14 protein-coding genes are annotated in these 14,387 nt (G+C 62.3%); 11 read left to right on the top strand and 3 right to left on the bottom strand.

Annotated elements, in window-relative coordinates:
• Positions 1-77: 77 nt before the first annotated feature.
• From GYM54_RS19160 to phnE (GYM54_RS19145), 4 genes are all read left to right on the top strand, one after another.
• Positions 78-929, top strand: coding sequence for a putative selenate ABC transporter substrate-binding protein (locus tag GYM54_RS19160; protein WP_197445492.1), 852 nt, complete (start codon positions 78-80; stop codon positions 927-929).
• Positions 930-993: 64 nt separating this feature from the next.
• On the top strand, positions 994-1,854 hold the full coding sequence (locus tag GYM54_RS19155; RefSeq protein WP_197445493.1) for a phosphonate ABC transporter ATP-binding protein: 861 nt from the start codon (positions 994-996) through the stop codon (positions 1,852-1,854).
• Positions 1,848-2,681 (top strand): phosphonate ABC transporter, permease protein PhnE, encoded by an 834-nt coding sequence (gene phnE / locus GYM54_RS19150; RefSeq protein WP_131651087.1) that lies wholly within the window; start codon positions 1,848-1,850, stop codon positions 2,679-2,681. The genes GYM54_RS19155 and phnE (GYM54_RS19150) overlap by 7 nt, the downstream gene beginning before the upstream one ends.
• A complete protein-coding gene (gene phnE / locus GYM54_RS19145) occupies positions 2,678-3,445 on the top strand; it encodes a phosphonate ABC transporter, permease protein PhnE (protein WP_197445494.1) in 768 nt (255 codons plus the stop codon). Before phnE (GYM54_RS19150) ends, phnE (GYM54_RS19145) begins: the two co-directional genes overlap by 4 nt.
• A 63-nt stretch (positions 3,446-3,508) precedes the next feature.
• Here phnE (GYM54_RS19145) and GYM54_RS19140 read toward each other — a convergent pair whose 3' ends face one another.
• Entirely contained in the window at positions 3,509-3,826 is a 318-nt protein-coding gene (locus GYM54_RS19140) for a DUF2288 domain-containing protein (RefSeq protein ID WP_197445495.1), read from the bottom strand.
• Positions 3,827-4,025: 199 nt separating this feature from the next.
• On the opposite strand from GYM54_RS19140, the gene GYM54_RS19135 reads away from it, so the two are divergent.
• The 7 genes from GYM54_RS19135 (at position 4,026) to GYM54_RS19105 (ending at position 11,814) form a co-directional block, all read left to right on the top strand.
• Positions 4,026-5,144: a branched-chain amino acid ABC transporter substrate-binding protein gene (locus tag GYM54_RS19135; RefSeq protein WP_131651084.1), complete on the top strand. Its 1,119-nt coding sequence runs from the start codon at positions 4,026-4,028 to the stop codon at positions 5,142-5,144.
• A gap of 255 nt (positions 5,145-5,399) precedes the next feature.
• Entirely contained in the window at positions 5,400-6,323 is a 924-nt protein-coding gene (gene livH, locus GYM54_RS19130) for a high-affinity branched-chain amino acid ABC transporter permease LivH (RefSeq protein WP_131651083.1), read from the top strand.
• A complete protein-coding gene (locus tag GYM54_RS19125; protein ID WP_197445496.1) occupies positions 6,320-7,576 on the top strand; it encodes a high-affinity branched-chain amino acid ABC transporter permease LivM in 1,257 nt (418 codons plus the stop codon). The genes livH and GYM54_RS19125 overlap by 4 nt, the downstream gene beginning before the upstream one ends.
• Positions 7,573-8,340 (top strand): high-affinity branched-chain amino acid ABC transporter ATP-binding protein LivG, encoded by a 768-nt coding sequence (gene livG, locus GYM54_RS19120; RefSeq protein ID WP_131651081.1) that lies wholly within the window; start codon positions 7,573-7,575, stop codon positions 8,338-8,340. Before GYM54_RS19125 ends, livG begins: the two co-directional genes overlap by 4 nt.
• Before the next feature lie 2 nt (positions 8,341-8,342).
• Positions 8,343-9,044, top strand: a complete 702-nt coding sequence (locus GYM54_RS19115; protein ID WP_131651080.1) for an ABC transporter ATP-binding protein — start codon at positions 8,343-8,345, stop codon at positions 9,042-9,044.
• 337 nt (positions 9,045-9,381) lie between these two features.
• Positions 9,382-10,737 carry an 8-oxoguanine deaminase gene (locus tag GYM54_RS19110; protein WP_197445497.1) on the top strand — a complete coding sequence of 452 codons (1,356 nt, stop codon included), beginning with the start codon at positions 9,382-9,384 and terminating at the stop codon, positions 10,735-10,737.
• A 261-nt stretch (positions 10,738-10,998) separates the two neighbouring features.
• Positions 10,999-11,814, top strand: coding sequence for an outer membrane protein OmpK (locus GYM54_RS19105; RefSeq protein WP_197445498.1), 816 nt, complete (start codon positions 10,999-11,001; stop codon positions 11,812-11,814).
• 75 nt (positions 11,815-11,889) lie between these two features.
• Here GYM54_RS19105 and GYM54_RS19100 read toward each other — a convergent pair whose 3' ends face one another.
• Entirely contained in the window at positions 11,890-12,837 is a 948-nt protein-coding gene (locus GYM54_RS19100; RefSeq protein WP_197445499.1) for a PDR/VanB family oxidoreductase, read from the bottom strand.
• Positions 12,834-14,270 (bottom strand): amidohydrolase family protein, encoded by a 1,437-nt coding sequence (locus tag GYM54_RS19095; protein ID WP_131651076.1) that lies wholly within the window; start codon positions 14,268-14,270, stop codon positions 12,834-12,836. Before GYM54_RS19095 ends, GYM54_RS19100 begins: the two co-directional genes overlap by 4 nt.
• Positions 14,271-14,387: the final 117 nt, after the last annotated feature.

The following is a 14,387-nucleotide window of genomic DNA, read 5'->3' as shown; positions in this document are numbered from 1 at the left end:
GCCAGACACTTGCCCCTGCGCATCGGTCTAGCTCTATAATCCGCGCGCTTTTTCCGCTATTGAACCGGAGAACCACAATGTTGAAGCGCTCCCTGGCAGCCGTCGCCGGCCTTGCCATTTCCCTGTCTTTTGCCACCTCACATGCCGCCGAAACCCTTCGTGTATCGGCGATCCCCGATGAAGCGCCGACCGAGCTGATCCGCAAGTTCGAGCCGCTGGGCCAATACCTCGAAAAACAGCTGGGCATGCCGGTGAAGTTCACCCCGGTGTCCGATTACGCCGCCGTGGTCGAATCCCTGGCTGCTGACCGCCTCGACCTGGCCTGGCTTGGCGGGTTCACCTTCGTCCAGACCCGCCTTAAGACCGGCGATGCGATTCCTCTGGTGCAGCGTGAGCAGGACGAGAAATTCACAAGCAAATTCATCACCGCCGATCCCGAAGTGAAAACCCTGCAGGATCTCAAGGGCAAGACGTTCGCCTTCGGCTCCGTGTCGTCGACGTCCGGCAGCCTGATGCCGCGCTATTTCATGATCAAGGACGGCATCGATCCCGAGCAGTTCTTCAAGCGCATCGCCTACTCCGGCGCACATGATGCCACCGCCGCCTGGGTTGAGGCGGGCAAGGCCGATGCCGGCGTGCTCAACGCCTCGGTCTGGGACAAGCTGGTCGCCGCTGGAAAGGTCGATACCGACAAGGTCCGCGTGATCTCCACGACGCCGCCTTACTACGACTACAACTGGACGGTGCGCGGCAACCTCGATACAGAGCTAGTCGAAAAGATCAAGACCGCATTCCTCGAACTCGATCCGGCGAATCCGGAGCACAAGAAAATTCTCGACCTGCAGGCTGCCAGCCGCTTCATCGAGACCCGCCCGGAAAACTACAAGGGCATCGAGGAAGCAGCGCGCGCCGCTGGCCTGCTGAAGTGAGCCTTGCCGGCCGTTCTGCAACGGCCCTGTGGGCGTTTGGAGAGCGGCAAGCAGGCAGGTCGGAATGAGCCATTCAACATCGAGTTCGGCGCTGCTGACGACATGCACGAGCAGCGCCGAGCCTGTCCTGACGCTATCGGGCGCGAGCTATCGACACGCCAACGGCCATGTCGCGCTGCGTGATCTCGATCTGCAGATCTTCAAAGGCGAGCGAATTGCCCTCATCGGACCTTCCGGTGCGGGCAAAACCACGTTGCTGCGTCTGCTCGCGACTCATCTACCGCCAAGTACTGGCCGGCTGGAGCTGCTCGGATGCCGGCCTTGGTCGCTGTCGACTAGCGCCCGGCAGGGACTCCGCGCCCGTATCGGACTGATTCACCAGGCACCACCGTTGCCGCCGCGTCAGCGCGTCATCACCTCGGTGCTAGCCGGTCGCCTGGGGCAATGGTCGCTGGGGCGCAGCCTGCTCAGCCTGGTCTATCCGCTGGACAAGGAAGGCGCGGCACAGGCATTGGCTCAACTGGATCTGGCCGACAAACTCTACGAGCGCTGCGATCAGCTTTCCGGCGGCCAGCTGCAGCGCGTCGGCATCGCCCGCGCGCTGTATCAGAGCCCGACGCTCATCCTCGCCGACGAGCCCGTCTCGGCGATGGACCCGGTGCTCGCCGCATACTCGCTGAATGTGCTCAACAGCGAAGCCACGCGCCGCCAGGCAACTTTGGTCGCCAGCTTGCACGCGGTAGAGCTGGCGCTTGAGCACTTCCCGCGTGTTATCGGCGTGCGTGCGGGACGCATCCTGTTCGACAAGGCCTCGACGGACGTGACGCCAGCCGAGCTCGAGGCGCTCTATGCCAACGAGCAGCTGGGCAATGAACAAGCGCCTCTGTCCTTGCCCGGCCAGCCGTTGCACGTTCCACGATGCTGAACCCTGCCATCGCACAGCGCGACCCAGCCGCCGGGCCGCGTCTGCTGGTGACTCTGTTGGCTCTGGCCTTGCTGTGGCCGGGCCTGTCGCTGAGCGAGCTGGACCTCAGCGTGCTATTCGACGGCAGCAACGCCGACACCATGGCGGTATTCCTTTCCGGCTTCTGGCCGCCGGCGCACGACGAAGATTTCCTGCTCCTGTTGTGGCAAGCCACGTGGGAGACGCTCGCCATCGCAACCGCTGGCATGACGTTGGCGCTGGTCGTGGCGCTGCCGTGCGCCATCCTGGCCACACGCGCCTTGTCGATCTCGGCCATCAGCCGCGGCGGGCGGCCGCACTGGTGGGCGCAGTCACTGCGCTGGCCGGTGCGTGGTCTGCTGATCGTGCTGCGCAGCGTGCCGGAGATCGTATGGGCACTGCTGTTCGTCCGCGCGGTGGGCCTCGGCCCGACCGCCGGGGTACTGGCCATCGCCATCACTTATGCCGGCATGCTCGGCAAGGTCTATGCGGAAATCTTCGAATCAGTCGATCCGCTGCCCACGCGTGCGCTGCTCGGCGGCGGGGGTTCGCGACTGCAGGCCTTCGCCTATGGCGTGCTGCCACAAGCGGCGGGTGAAATGCTCTCCTACACCGTTTACCGCTGGGAATGCGCGATTCGCGCTTCGGTGGTGATGGGCTTCGTCGGCGCCGGCGGGCTAGGCCAGCAGCTGGACTTATCGATGCGCATGTTCGCCGGTGGTGAAGTGGCCAGCATGCTGTTGACCTTCCTGGCCCTGGTGCTGATGGCGGACCTGATCAGCCAGTTGCTGCGCCGGAGGTTCGTGTGAAGGCACTGTCGCGCTATGCCTTGCCGTTGTTGCTGATCGCAGCGGTGATCGGCTCGTTCGTCTTTCTGCAGCTCGAAGCCAGTGCACTGTTCAGCCGCGACGGTCTGGGACAGATGGCCGAGTATGCGTCGGGCTTCCTCGAACCGGATTTATCACCGGTCCACCTGCGCGCGATTGGCTATGCCGCGATGGAAACCCTGGCGATGTCAGCGATCGGCACGCTGTTGGCCGCAATACTCGGCTTGGCATTGGCGTTACCAGCGTCTGGACGTTTCGGGTTACTCGGCAAGGGTCTCTCCAGACTGCTACTCAACGCATTGCGAGCCATTCCCGAGCTGGTATGGGCGGCGCTGATGGTACTGGCGGCTGGCCTGGGGCCGAATGCCGGCACTCTGGCCCTGGCGCTGCACACCGCTGGCGTATTGGGACGGCTATTCGCCGAAGCCCTGGAAAACACCCCGAGCGCTCCCGCCGAGGCGTTGCGGCTTTCAGGCAGCGATCGCATCAGCGCCTTCTGCTACGGCACTTTGCCCGTCCTGTGGCCGCAACTAATCGCCTACAGCCTGTATCGCTGGGAAAACAACATCCGCATGGCCAGTGTGCTCGGTTTCGTCGGCGCCGGCGGCCTGGGGCAGATGCTTTACATGAGCCTCAGCCTGTTCCAGCAAGCCCAGGCGTCAACGGTCATCCTGGCGATGCTGCTGATGGTGCTGGCGGTGGACGCCTTGAGCGGCTGGGTGAGGATGCGCTGGGTGCGTGGCTAGGCGTTTGGCCGGCGCCGGAGCAGGCTCCGGCGCGTTCCCAGCGAAACGAGAACAGGCTCCGGATCAGTGCAGACTGGGCTTCGCCGCCCGTTCCTGCACCAGCACCCAGGGCGCAACGACCACAGCCCATAGTGGCGGATCCCGCTCCAGCCAGTCCTGCGCCTGCCCGACCTCGAGCTTGGCGATATGGCCTGAAGCCAGCCATGCAGCCACCTTTTCCCGGTCGTCCTGTGCCACGGCCTGCGCGGCCTCGATCAGGTCGAAGTCGCTGGCGACGCGCAACAGAGCGCCCCGAGCGAAAAAAGGCTGTAATTCGTGCCACGAGATCGACGCGGTTTCGCCCAGCAGCTTGGCATAGAGAGTGCTTGGTACTTCGCTCATGAGACTCACCCGTTTCGAAAGGGCGCAATGATAGCGCCCGGGTAAATCTCATCAAACGAGATCGAATTCCTGACTGTGCAAATAGGTGCTGACGCTTCTACACTGTGCCGGTACAGTTGCCGTACCGTTTGGGGACGTTTGCCCCTTAACGACACTGCAGCCAGCAGGATTCAAACAATAATATGCAATTGGAGCGCAAATGATGACCAAGCAGCGTCTGTCCAAACTTTTCATGGCTATCGCTTTGACGGGAGCCGCGAGCTACACGCTTGCCGCCGACACTATCAAGATCGGTTTGGCCGGTCCGGTCACGGGGGCCGTCGCGCAGTACGGGGATATGCAATTCATCGGTGCCCAGATGGCCATCGAGCAGATCAACAAGAAGGGCGGTGTCAACGGGCAACAACTGGAAGGCGTCGTGTATGACGACGCCTGCGACCCGAAGCAGGCGGTTGCGGTAGCCAACAAGATCGTCAATGACGAAATCAGTTTCGTGGTCGGCCACCTGTGCTCCAGCTCGACCCAGCCGGCCTCGGATATTTACGAAGACGAAGGCATTCTGATGATTACCGCGGCCTCGACCAGCCCGGACATCACCTCGCGCGGTTACGAACTGATCTTCCGCACCATTGGCCTGGACAGCCTGCAGGGCCCGACCGCCGGTAATTACATCGCCGACCACGTCAAGCCGCAGAACGTTGCGGTCATTCACGACAAACAGCAGTACGGCGAGGGCATCGCCACCGCAGTCAAGCAGACGCTAGAAGAGAAAGGCGTCAAGGTCAGCGTGTTCGAAGGCATCAATGCCGGAGACAAGGATTTCTCCTCGATGATCTCCAAGCTCAAGCAGGCCGGTGTCGACTTCGTCTATTACGGCGGCTACCACCCGGAGCTGGGCCTGCTGTTGCGTCAGTCCAAGGAAAAAGGCCTGAACGTGCGCTACATGGGGCCTGAAGGCGTCGGCAACTCCGAAATTTCGGCAATCGCCGGTGCAGCCTCCGAAGGCATGCTGGTCACCCTACCGAAATCCTTCGACCAGGATCCTCGCAACCAGGAACTGGTCGAAGCCTTCAAGGCCAAGAAGCAGGACCCGAGCGGCCCGTTCGTGTTCCCCGCTTACGCCGCAGTCCAGGTTATTGCCGAGGGTATCGAGAAAGCTGGCAGCACCGACACCGACAAGGTGGCCGAAGCGCTGCGCAGCAACACCTTCGATACTCCGACCGGCAACCTCTCGTTTGACGAGAAGGGAGACCTCAAGGACTTCAACTTCGTGGTTTACGAATGGCACCAGGACGGCACCAAGACCGAAGCCAAGTGAGCCAGTAACCACCAACCGAAGCCCACGGCACCCGCTGTGGGCTTTGTTTTAGCTGATCGGGGCTGACTCGGCCACAAGCACAGGGCCGCCCCAGCAACATCCTTAACCAAGCGAGCAGCCTGCAGAGCTGGCCCGCGTCGAACAGGTAGGTGCGCGATCCGCACTGAGCCCTTGGCGCTGCATTCTCCATGCAGCGTGTTCGAAGCAGGCCTGCATTGGTAGCGAGCACGGACGCAGGATGTTCAGGAGAATGTAATGCCTGAGCTTTACCACTACTTCCAACAGCTGATCAACGGCCTGACCGTTGGCAGTACCTATGCCTTGATAGCCATTGGTTACACCATGGTCTACGGCATCATCGGCATGATCAACTTCGCTCATGGCGAGGTATACATGATCGGCTCCTACGTGACCTTCATCGCCATCGTCGGGCTTACGATGATGGGGCTCGATGCGCTACCAATTCTGATGATCGGTGCATTCGCCGCCGCCATGATCGTCACCAGCGCCTACGGGTACAGCATCGAACGGGTCGCCTACCGACCGCTTCGAGGGAGTAACCGTCTGATTCCGCTGATTTCCGCGATCGGCATGTCGATCTTCCTGCAGAACGTCGTCCTGCTGTCCCAGGATTCTAAGGACAAGGCGATTCCTAACCTGATGCCTGGCAATTTCATCTTCGGTGAAAGCGCCATGAACGGTGTGGTCGTTTCCTACATGCAGATATTGATCTTCGTCGTCACCATCCTCGCCATGCTGGGCCTGACGCTGTTCATTTCGCGCTCGCGTCTGGGTCGCGCCTGCCGCGCCTGTGCCGAAGATTTGAAAATGGCCAACCTGCTGGGTATCAACACCAACAGCATCATTGCCCTGACCTTCGTCATCGGCGCAGCATTGGCGGCGGTCGCAGCCGTACTGATCAGCATGCAGTACGGGGTAATCAACCCGCATATCGGCTTCCTGGCCGGCATCAAGGCGTTCACCGCCGCGGTTCTGGGCGGCATCGGCAGCATTCCCGGCGCCATGCTCGGCGGCCTGGTACTAGGAGTGGCCGAGGCCTTCGGCGCCGATATCTTCGGCGACCAGTACAAGGACGTGGTGGCCTTCACCCTGCTGATCCTGGTCCTGCTGTTCCGCCCCACCGGCATTCTCGGTCGTCCGGAGGTGGAAAAGGTATGACTCTGCATCTGCGTACTGCCTTTTTCAGTGCCCTGCTGGTCATCGCCGTCGCGGTGCCGGTATTCGGCCTGAAGCTCACCACGGTGGGTATCAAGGTCGAGGTCCATGGCGCCGAAGCTTCCACCTTCTGGATCATCGCCGCCTGCGCCGTGGCCATGTTTTTCTGGCAGCTGGTTCGCACCCGTCTGGCAGCGGGATGGGCAGCCAGCCCCAGCCTGCCGACCATACCCGCCGGTGCCGGCAATTTCTTCACCCTGCCCTCGACTCAGCGTTACATCATCATCGGCCTGGTGCTGGTGGCGCTCGCTTGGCCATTCTTTGGCTCGCGCGGTGCGGTGGATATCGCCACGCTGATCCTGATCTACGTAATGCTCGGCCTGGGCCTGAACATCGTGGTGGGTCTGGCCGGTCTGCTCGATCTGGGTTATGTCGGGTTCTATGCCGTCGGTGCCTACACCTACGCGCTGCTCTCGCACTACTACGGCTTCGGGTTCTGGCTCAGTCTGCCGATCGCCGGCGCCATGGCGGCGTTGTTCGGCTTTCTGCTGGGCTTTCCGGTGCTGCGTCTGCGGGGCGATTACCTGGCAATCGTGACCCTAGGCTTCGGCGAAATCATCCGGCTGTTGCTGCGCAACATGACCGAGCTGACCGGTGGACCAAACGGTATCAGCGGCATCGACAAACCGACGCTGTTCGGCCTGTCGTTCGACCGGCGCGCTGCCGAAGGTATGCAGACCTTCCATGAGTTCTTCGGTGTCGCCTACAACTCGATCAACAAGGTGATCTTCCTCTATCTGATCGCCCTACTGCTGGTCCTGCTGACGCTGTTCGTGATCAACCGCCTGCTGCGCATGCCCATCGGCCGCGCCTGGGAAGCATTGCGCGAAGACGAGATCGCCTGTCGCGCACTGGGCATGAACCCAACGGTGATCAAGCTCTCGGCCTTCACTATCGGCGCGACCTTCGCCGGTTTCGCCGGCAGCTTCTTCGCGGCACGCCAAGGCCTGGTGTCACCGGAGTCGTTCACTTTCATCGAATCGGCCATCATCCTCGCCATCGTGGTTCTGGGCGGCATGGGCTCGCAGCTGGGGGTGATTCTCGCCGCCATCGTAATGATCCTGTTACCCGAACTGATGCGTGAGTTCAGCGAGTACCGCATGCTGATGTTCGGCGCCATGATGGTGCTGATGATGATTTGGCGTCCGCAGGGCCTGCTGCCCATGCAACGTCCCCACCTGGAGCTGAAGCGATGAGCCGCCCGATTCTCGAAGTAAGCGGCCTGACCATGCGCTTCGGCGGCCTGTTGGCCGTCAATGGGGTGGGCCTGACCGTACACGATAAACAAGTGGTCTCAATGATCGGCCCCAACGGTGCGGGCAAGACCACCGTCTTCAACTGCCTGACCGGCTTCTATCAGCCAACCTCCGGCGAAATTCTGCTGGACGGCGAAGCGATCCAGGGCCTGCCCGGCCACAAGATCGCACGCAAGGGCGTGGTTCGCACCTTCCAGAACGTCCGGCTGTTCAAGGACATGACCGCGGTGGAAAACCTGCTGGTCGCCCAGCATCGCCACCTCAACACCGGCTTCATCTCCGGTTTGTTGAAGACCAAGGCGTTTCGCGAGAGCGAGCACGAAGCGATGGATTTCGCCGCGCACTGGCTCGAGCAGGTCAACCTGACGGATATCGCCAACCGACCAGCCGGCACGCTCGCCTATGGTCAGCAACGCCGCCTGGAAATCGCCCGCTGCATGATGACGCGCCCGCGCATCCTCATGCTCGACGAGCCGGCGGCCGGCCTCAACCCGAGGGAAACCGAGGACCTCAAGGCGCTGATCGGCATGCTGCGCGACACCCATGGCGTGACGGTGTTGCTCATCGAGCACGACATGAAGCTGGTCATGAGCATTTCCGACCATATCGTCGTGATCAACCAGGGCTGCCCGCTGGCAGATGGCACTCCGGAGCAGATTCGCGACAATCCGGACGTGATCAAAGCCTATCTGGGGGAGGCGTAACCATGCTGTATTTCGAAAACGTCTCGACCTGCTACGGCAAGATCCAGGCGCTGCATAACGTCGACGTCGAGGTCCGCAAGGGCGAAATCGTCACGCTGATCGGCGCCAACGGTGCAGGCAAATCCACACTGCTGATGACCCTCTGCGGTACGCCGATGGCCTCCGAAGGCAGCATCCGCTTCGAGGGCGAAGAACTGGTCGGAAAACAGACCTGCGACATCATGCGCAAGGACATCGCCGTGGTGCCTGAAGGGCGGCGCATCTTTGCCCGCCTGACTGTGGAGGAAAACCTCGCCATGGGAGGATTTTTCACCAACAAGGGCGACTTCCAGGAGCAGTTGGACAAAGCGCTGCAGTTGTTCCCGCGGCTGAAGGAACGCTACCAGCAACGCGGCGGCACCATGTCCGGCGGCGAGCAGCAGATGCTCGCTATCGCCCGTGCATTGATGAGCAAGCCCAAGCTGCTGCTGCTCGACGAGCCGTCGCTGGGCCTGGCGCCGATCATCATCCAGCAGATCTTCGAGATCATCGAGCAGCTGCGCGAGGATGGTGTGACCGTCTTCCTGGTCGAGCAGAACGCCAACCAGGCGCTCAAGCTGGCCGACCGTGGTTATGTGCTGGAGAATGGACGCATCGTCATGCAAGGCAGCGGTGAAGAGCTGCTGAGCAACCCCAAGGTGCGCGACGCTTACCTGGGCGGTTGATCGGAGAGCGGAGAGGCGTGTGCTTTGTAGGCCTGAAGGCCGCGCTCAGCTTTGCGAGCTGTTGACGAACCCCACCACTTCGGTGGGGTTTCGTTTTTCAGGGCGGCCATTCGCCAAGCAAATCAGCTGGGCAATGCGCTCAGCGTTACCGATGTCCGGTCGTAGGGGAACGCGCATTCCGGGTGACAACCCAACCGCAAGCCACTATCGTGTGTCCGCGCCTCGCGCCCAAGGGGCGTCCCGACTAGGCGCCCCCGACTAGGCGTCCCCCTGGATCAGCAGACAGGGCATAACTGAGCTGGCTTTTCTGAACCCATCATTTCAGGAGGAGCCGGCAATGGCCGCTACCCGCATCTGGATCAAGAACCCCCTCGCTATTTTCACTGCCAACGATCAGGACGCTTCCGGCGGACTGGTCGTAGACAATGGCGTCATCACCGAACTGCTCGCCGCCGGCCAGACGCCAACCGTCCCCGTCGACAGCACCTTCGATGCCCGTGAGCATGTGGTACTGCCGGGCCTGATCAACACCCATCACCACTTCTATCAGACACTCACCCGCGCCTGGGGCCCTGTGGTCAACCAGCCGCTGTTTCCTTGGTTGAAAACGCTCTATCCGGTCTGGGCACGGCTGACCCCGGAAAAGCTCGAACTGGCAAGTAAGGTCGCCTTGGCCGAATTGCTGCTGTCAGGTTGCACCACCGCCGCCGATCACCACTATCTGTTTCCCCAAGGACTGGAAGAAGCCATCGACGTGCAGGTCCAGGCCGTGCGCGACCTTGGCATGCGCGCGATGCTCACACGCGGCTCGATGAGCCTGGGCGAAGCCGACGGCGGGTTGCCACCGCAACAGACAGTGCAGGAAGCCGAGGTGATCCTGGCCGACAGCGAACGGCTGATCGGGCGCTACCACGAGCGCGGCGACGGCGCGCAGATCCAGATCGCCCTGGCGCCCTGCTCGCCCTTCTCGGTGACCCCGGAGATCATGCGCGCCAGCGCCTCCATGGCCGAGCGCCTGGACGTTCGCCTGCACACCCATCTGGCGGAAACCCTCGATGAAGAAGACTTCTGCCTTGAGCGCTTCGGCCTGCGCACCGTGGATTATCTGGACAGCGTCGGCTGGCTGTCCGACCGCACCTGGCTGGCCCACGGCATCCACTTCAACGCCGATGAAATCGCCCGCCTCGGTCAGGCCGGCACCGGCATCTCTCACTGCCCGAGTTCCAACATGCGCCTGGCGTCCGGCATCTGCCCGACACTGGAGTTGGAAGCTGCTAGCGCCCCCATTGGCCTGGGCGTGGACGGCTCGGCCTCCAACGACGCATCCAACATGATGCTCGAAGCTCGCCAGGCGCTGTATCTGCAGCGCCTGCGCTACGGCGCCGAGAGGATCACCCCTGAGCTGGCATTGGGCTGGGCCACCCGCGGCTCGGCGCGGCTGCTGGGCCGCGACGACATTGGTGAGCTGGCTGTGGGAAAACAGGCCGATCTCGCGATGTTCAAGCTAAACGAGCTGCGCTTCTCCGGCAGCCACGACCCGCTGTCTGCGCTGTTGCTCTGCGGCGCCGATCGTGCCGACCGCGTGATGATCGGCGGTCGCTGGCAAGTGGTTGACGGGCAGATCGAAGGCCTCGATGTGGCAGGACTGATCGCCGATCACCGCCAGGCCGCCGCGCAACTGATCAGCGGCTGATCATCGAGCCGATTCGGCTGCCACACCGGCGTGCAGCACACCGCAGCGGTGCGCCAGGTTGAGGCAGCCTGATCGATTGGTCAGCTTGCGTACTGCTCGCGGCCTCTCGACATACGCCAGCCACCTATAAAAAATGATTAAATTCAAGGACTTATATATACATGAAGACCTCCTTGAAAGCTGGCCCGCCGCTTGCTTAGGCATCAATGCCTGACCGTTCGGCCAACTTAAGCCAGCGGATCTACCCTCAAGGAGAGATTGATGAAAGCAAGCCTCACCCTGGCCGGCCTCGCCGCTGGCCTGCTGTTCGCCGGCCAGTCCATGGCTTCCCCTATGCTTTGGCAGAACAACAGCCTCACCTACCTCTACGGCAAGGACTTCAAAGTCGATGCTGGCGAAATACAGCAGACGATCACCTTCGAACATGCCAGTGGCTGGACCTGGGGGGACATATTCCTGTTCGTCGACAACAAGTGGTACAACGGCCTGTCCGGCGGCGCAGGCCATACCTACTACGGCGAGTTCAGCCCACGTCTGTCGTTCGGCAAGATCAGCGGAACCGACCTGTCCTTCGGGCCGATCAAGGATGTGCTGCTCGCGTTCACCTATGAACGCGGCGAAAGCCAGGATGACGGTACTCCCAACCAGAACTATCTGTTCGGACCCGCCGTCGACCTGAGCATCCCCGGCTTTGATCGGTTCAACCTCAATCTCTACTACCGTAAGCCCGACGGCACCACCGGCAAGCCTTCCGGCCAGTGGCAGGTAACCCCAACCTGGGCAATGACCATTCCCGTGGGCAAGTCCGACATTCTCTTCGACGGCTACATCGACTGGATAGTCAACGACAAGAAAAACGGCAACACCGAGCTGAAGAAGAACTTCCACTTCAACCCGCAGGTCAAGTACGACCTGGGCAAGGCGCTGGATTACACGCCTGGCAAGCTCTATGTCGGTATCGAGTACGACTATTGGTCGAACAAGTACGGCATCGAGGACGGCGGCTTCGTCAGCGAAAACTTTGTAGGCCCAACCGACCAGAACACCTTCAGCGCCATCGTCAAGGCTCACTTCTGATCGCCTGCGCCGCCCGATTCCATGGGCGGCGCTGCATCGCTGGAGCGCCACTGTCCTTAAATGTCGGCGCTCGTCTCAGCAGTCCAATACCAGCCGCGCACCTGAACAGCCCGAGACACAGGGCAAGATCCAATTGCCAGAGGCTTTGCGATCAGCATCCAGGTAGTCATCGCAATGCGACGGTACGCCGTCGAGCACCCGGGTCAGGCAGCAACCGCATATTCCCATGCCACACGAAAGCGGAATCTCGACCCCGGCACGAGCTGCGGCCGCAACAACCGATTCGCCCGCTCCAACCTGCACCTGCCTGCCACTGGCAGACAACACCAGTTCAAAGCTCCCTGCTGGGGTCGGCTCTTTAGTGGCCTGAAAATGCTCCTGGTGCAGCGCCGACTCCGGCCAACCTTCAGCTAATGCACGCTCGCGCACCTGTTGCGTGAAGCCCGCAGGACCGCAGAAATACAGACCGGCCTTCGTGGCGTGTTCTGACAGCAATTCGGTTAGGCGATCCTGCAGCGCAGCACGGTCCAGACCCACATGCAGAAACACGTCCGCTTGCCCTTCGAGCTCCCGGTGAAAAGCCAGCCCTGATTGCTCGCGTGCGAAACAATGCAGCCGGACCGGCCTGCCGGTCTCGCGACAGCTGCGGTACATCGCCAGCAAGGGCGTGATACCGATGCCGCCCGCAATCAGCATGACCGCGTCCGAGCCATCATCAAGGGCGAACAGATTACGCGGCGCGCCGACCCGCAGTATCTGGCCCAGGCGAAGTGCCTCGTGCAGCCAGCGGGAGCCACCACGCGATTCAGGCTCGCGCTTGACGGCGAGATACAGATGACCATCGGCCGGCCGGCTGACTAACGAATACTGCCTTACCAGCCCATCCGGCAGACGCAGATCGACATGGGCACCAGGCAACCAGTCGAAGGGCAGCGGCGCGCCATCCTCCACCGCCAGCTCAACGCCAAGAATGTCGCGTGCTTCTTCACGCAGGGCGCGCACGCGCATATCGAACCAGCTCACACCAGTGGCTCCGCGCGCTGCATCAGCCGCGTCATGGCTTCGCGCGCGCTCCGTCCCAGTTCAGCCATGTCGAGGTCCGGGATGACATCGTCTTCGACCACCCGCCGACCACCCACCAGCAGCGCCTGTAAATGGGCGCGACCGCCGCTGGCGATGGGACCGATGGCCGGATCGTGCAGCCCGAAATAGCGCGGGTCGTCGAGGCGGTAGATGGCCAGGTCCGCAGCCTGACCGACCTGCAGCGTACCGATGGCGTCAAGGCCCAGCACCTTGGCACCGCCGGCGGTACCCCAGCGCAGCACGTCCTCGATGCTGGCGGCATCGGCGCCGCCTTCGAAGGTGCCGCCGTCATAGCGCGGCTGCGCACGTTCGCCTTTCCGGGCACGCTGCAACAGCCAGGCGGCGTGCGCTTCGGACTGCATGTCGGCGGCCTCGTTGGACGCGGCGCCATCGACGCCCAGCGACACGGTCACACCCGCCGCTTCCAGCGCAGGCAGGTCGGCGATGCCGCTTCCGAGCCGGCCGTTGCTCTGTGGACAACTGGCGATACCGGTACCCGTCTCGCCGAGCAGCCGGATTTCCTCGGGCAACAACTTGACCAGATGCGCGAACCAGACGTCCGACCCGACCCAGCCTTGCTCGACGCAGAATTGCACCGGAGTCATGCCGAACTTGGCGCGCGCCGCGTCGAGATAGTCGACGGTCTCGGACAGGTGGCTGTGCAGGCGAATGCCCATACGGCGCGCCACGTCTGCGGTCAGGCGCAACTCTTCAGGCGTGGTCGAATGCAATGTCGTGGTCGGCGCCATGACCACCCGGCGCCAGGCATCGGCAGCCGGGTCGTGGTACGCCGCGACCAGGCGCTCCACATCGGCGAGGTAGTTATCGATGCGCTCAGGACGCAGTGCCTGTGGCAAGTCGGCTTCGAGCTGACGGGTTTGCGTCGCGCCGCCACGACAGAGCACGAAACGCACCCCCAAGGCCTCGGCCTCCTCGAACAGGATCGCCGCACTGTCGAACAGCATGCCGGGGTAATACAGGTAGTGGTGGTCGGCTACCGTGCCGCAGCCCGAACGCACCAGCTCGACCAGCCCGACGCGGGCGGCCAGACGGAAGCTGTCTTCGTCGAAGGCACCGCGGAAACGATAAGGCGTGGCGGCTAGCCAGGGCGTCAGCGTCTGATTGAGTCCCTGGGGCTCGCCCTTGAGCAATGACTGGAACAGGTGGTGATGAGTATTGACCCAGGCCGGATAGACCACGCAGTCGCGCGCATTGATGACCTGCTCCCCCGGCTGTGGTTCGAGTTGCCCAAGCACCGCGATGCGTCCCTCGACGATACGGATATCAGGCCCGGCGTGACGTGCTGCATCACCTGCCAGGCCGGTGAGAATGGCGCTGGCGTTGCGGATTAGCCAGTTGGTGTTGGTTTTCATAGGTCCAGAATCCTGTAGACAGTCGATCGCGACGGCAAGCGGTCCCGCGATGCATGAAAGGTAGGGTGGCCGGGCGGTCTGATGGCAGTGATGGGCTGAGGCCCACCCTACTCCGAG

This window comes from Pseudomonas sp. MTM4 (assembly GCF_019355055.1).
Classification (GTDB): domain Bacteria; phylum Pseudomonadota; class Gammaproteobacteria; order Pseudomonadales; family Pseudomonadaceae; genus Stutzerimonas.
Note: the sequence above shows the minus strand (reverse complement) of the source record. Positions and strands in the feature narration are given on the sequence as shown.

Excerpts from the sequence above, each read along its gene's own strand:
- GYM54_RS19160 (WP_197445492.1), top strand. The coding sequence starts at position 78 with ATGTTGAAGCGCTCCCTGGCAGCCGTCGCCGGCCTTGCCATTTCCCTG.
- GYM54_RS19155 (WP_197445493.1), top strand. The coding sequence starts at position 994 with ATGAGCCATTCAACATCGAGTTCGGCGCTGCTGACGACATGCACGAGC.
- phnE (WP_131651087.1), top strand. The coding sequence starts at position 1,848 with ATGCTGAACCCTGCCATCGCACAGCGCGACCCAGCCGCCGGGCCGCGT.
- GYM54_RS19140 (WP_197445495.1), bottom strand. The coding sequence starts at position 3,826 with ATGAGCGAAGTACCAAGCACTCTCTATGCCAAGCTGCTGGGCGAAACC.
- GYM54_RS19135 (WP_131651084.1), top strand. The coding sequence starts at position 4,026 with ATGATGACCAAGCAGCGTCTGTCCAAACTTTTCATGGCTATCGCTTTG.
- livH (WP_131651083.1), top strand. The coding sequence starts at position 5,400 with ATGCCTGAGCTTTACCACTACTTCCAACAGCTGATCAACGGCCTGACC.
- GYM54_RS19125 (WP_197445496.1), top strand. The coding sequence starts at position 6,320 with ATGACTCTGCATCTGCGTACTGCCTTTTTCAGTGCCCTGCTGGTCATC.
- livG (WP_131651081.1), top strand. The coding sequence starts at position 7,573 with ATGAGCCGCCCGATTCTCGAAGTAAGCGGCCTGACCATGCGCTTCGGC.
- GYM54_RS19115 (WP_131651080.1), top strand. The coding sequence starts at position 8,343 with ATGCTGTATTTCGAAAACGTCTCGACCTGCTACGGCAAGATCCAGGCG.
- GYM54_RS19110 (WP_197445497.1), top strand. The coding sequence starts at position 9,382 with ATGGCCGCTACCCGCATCTGGATCAAGAACCCCCTCGCTATTTTCACT.
- GYM54_RS19105 (WP_197445498.1), top strand. The coding sequence starts at position 10,999 with ATGAAAGCAAGCCTCACCCTGGCCGGCCTCGCCGCTGGCCTGCTGTTC.
- GYM54_RS19095 (WP_131651076.1), bottom strand. The coding sequence starts at position 14,270 with ATGAAAACCAACACCAACTGGCTAATCCGCAACGCCAGCGCCATTCTC.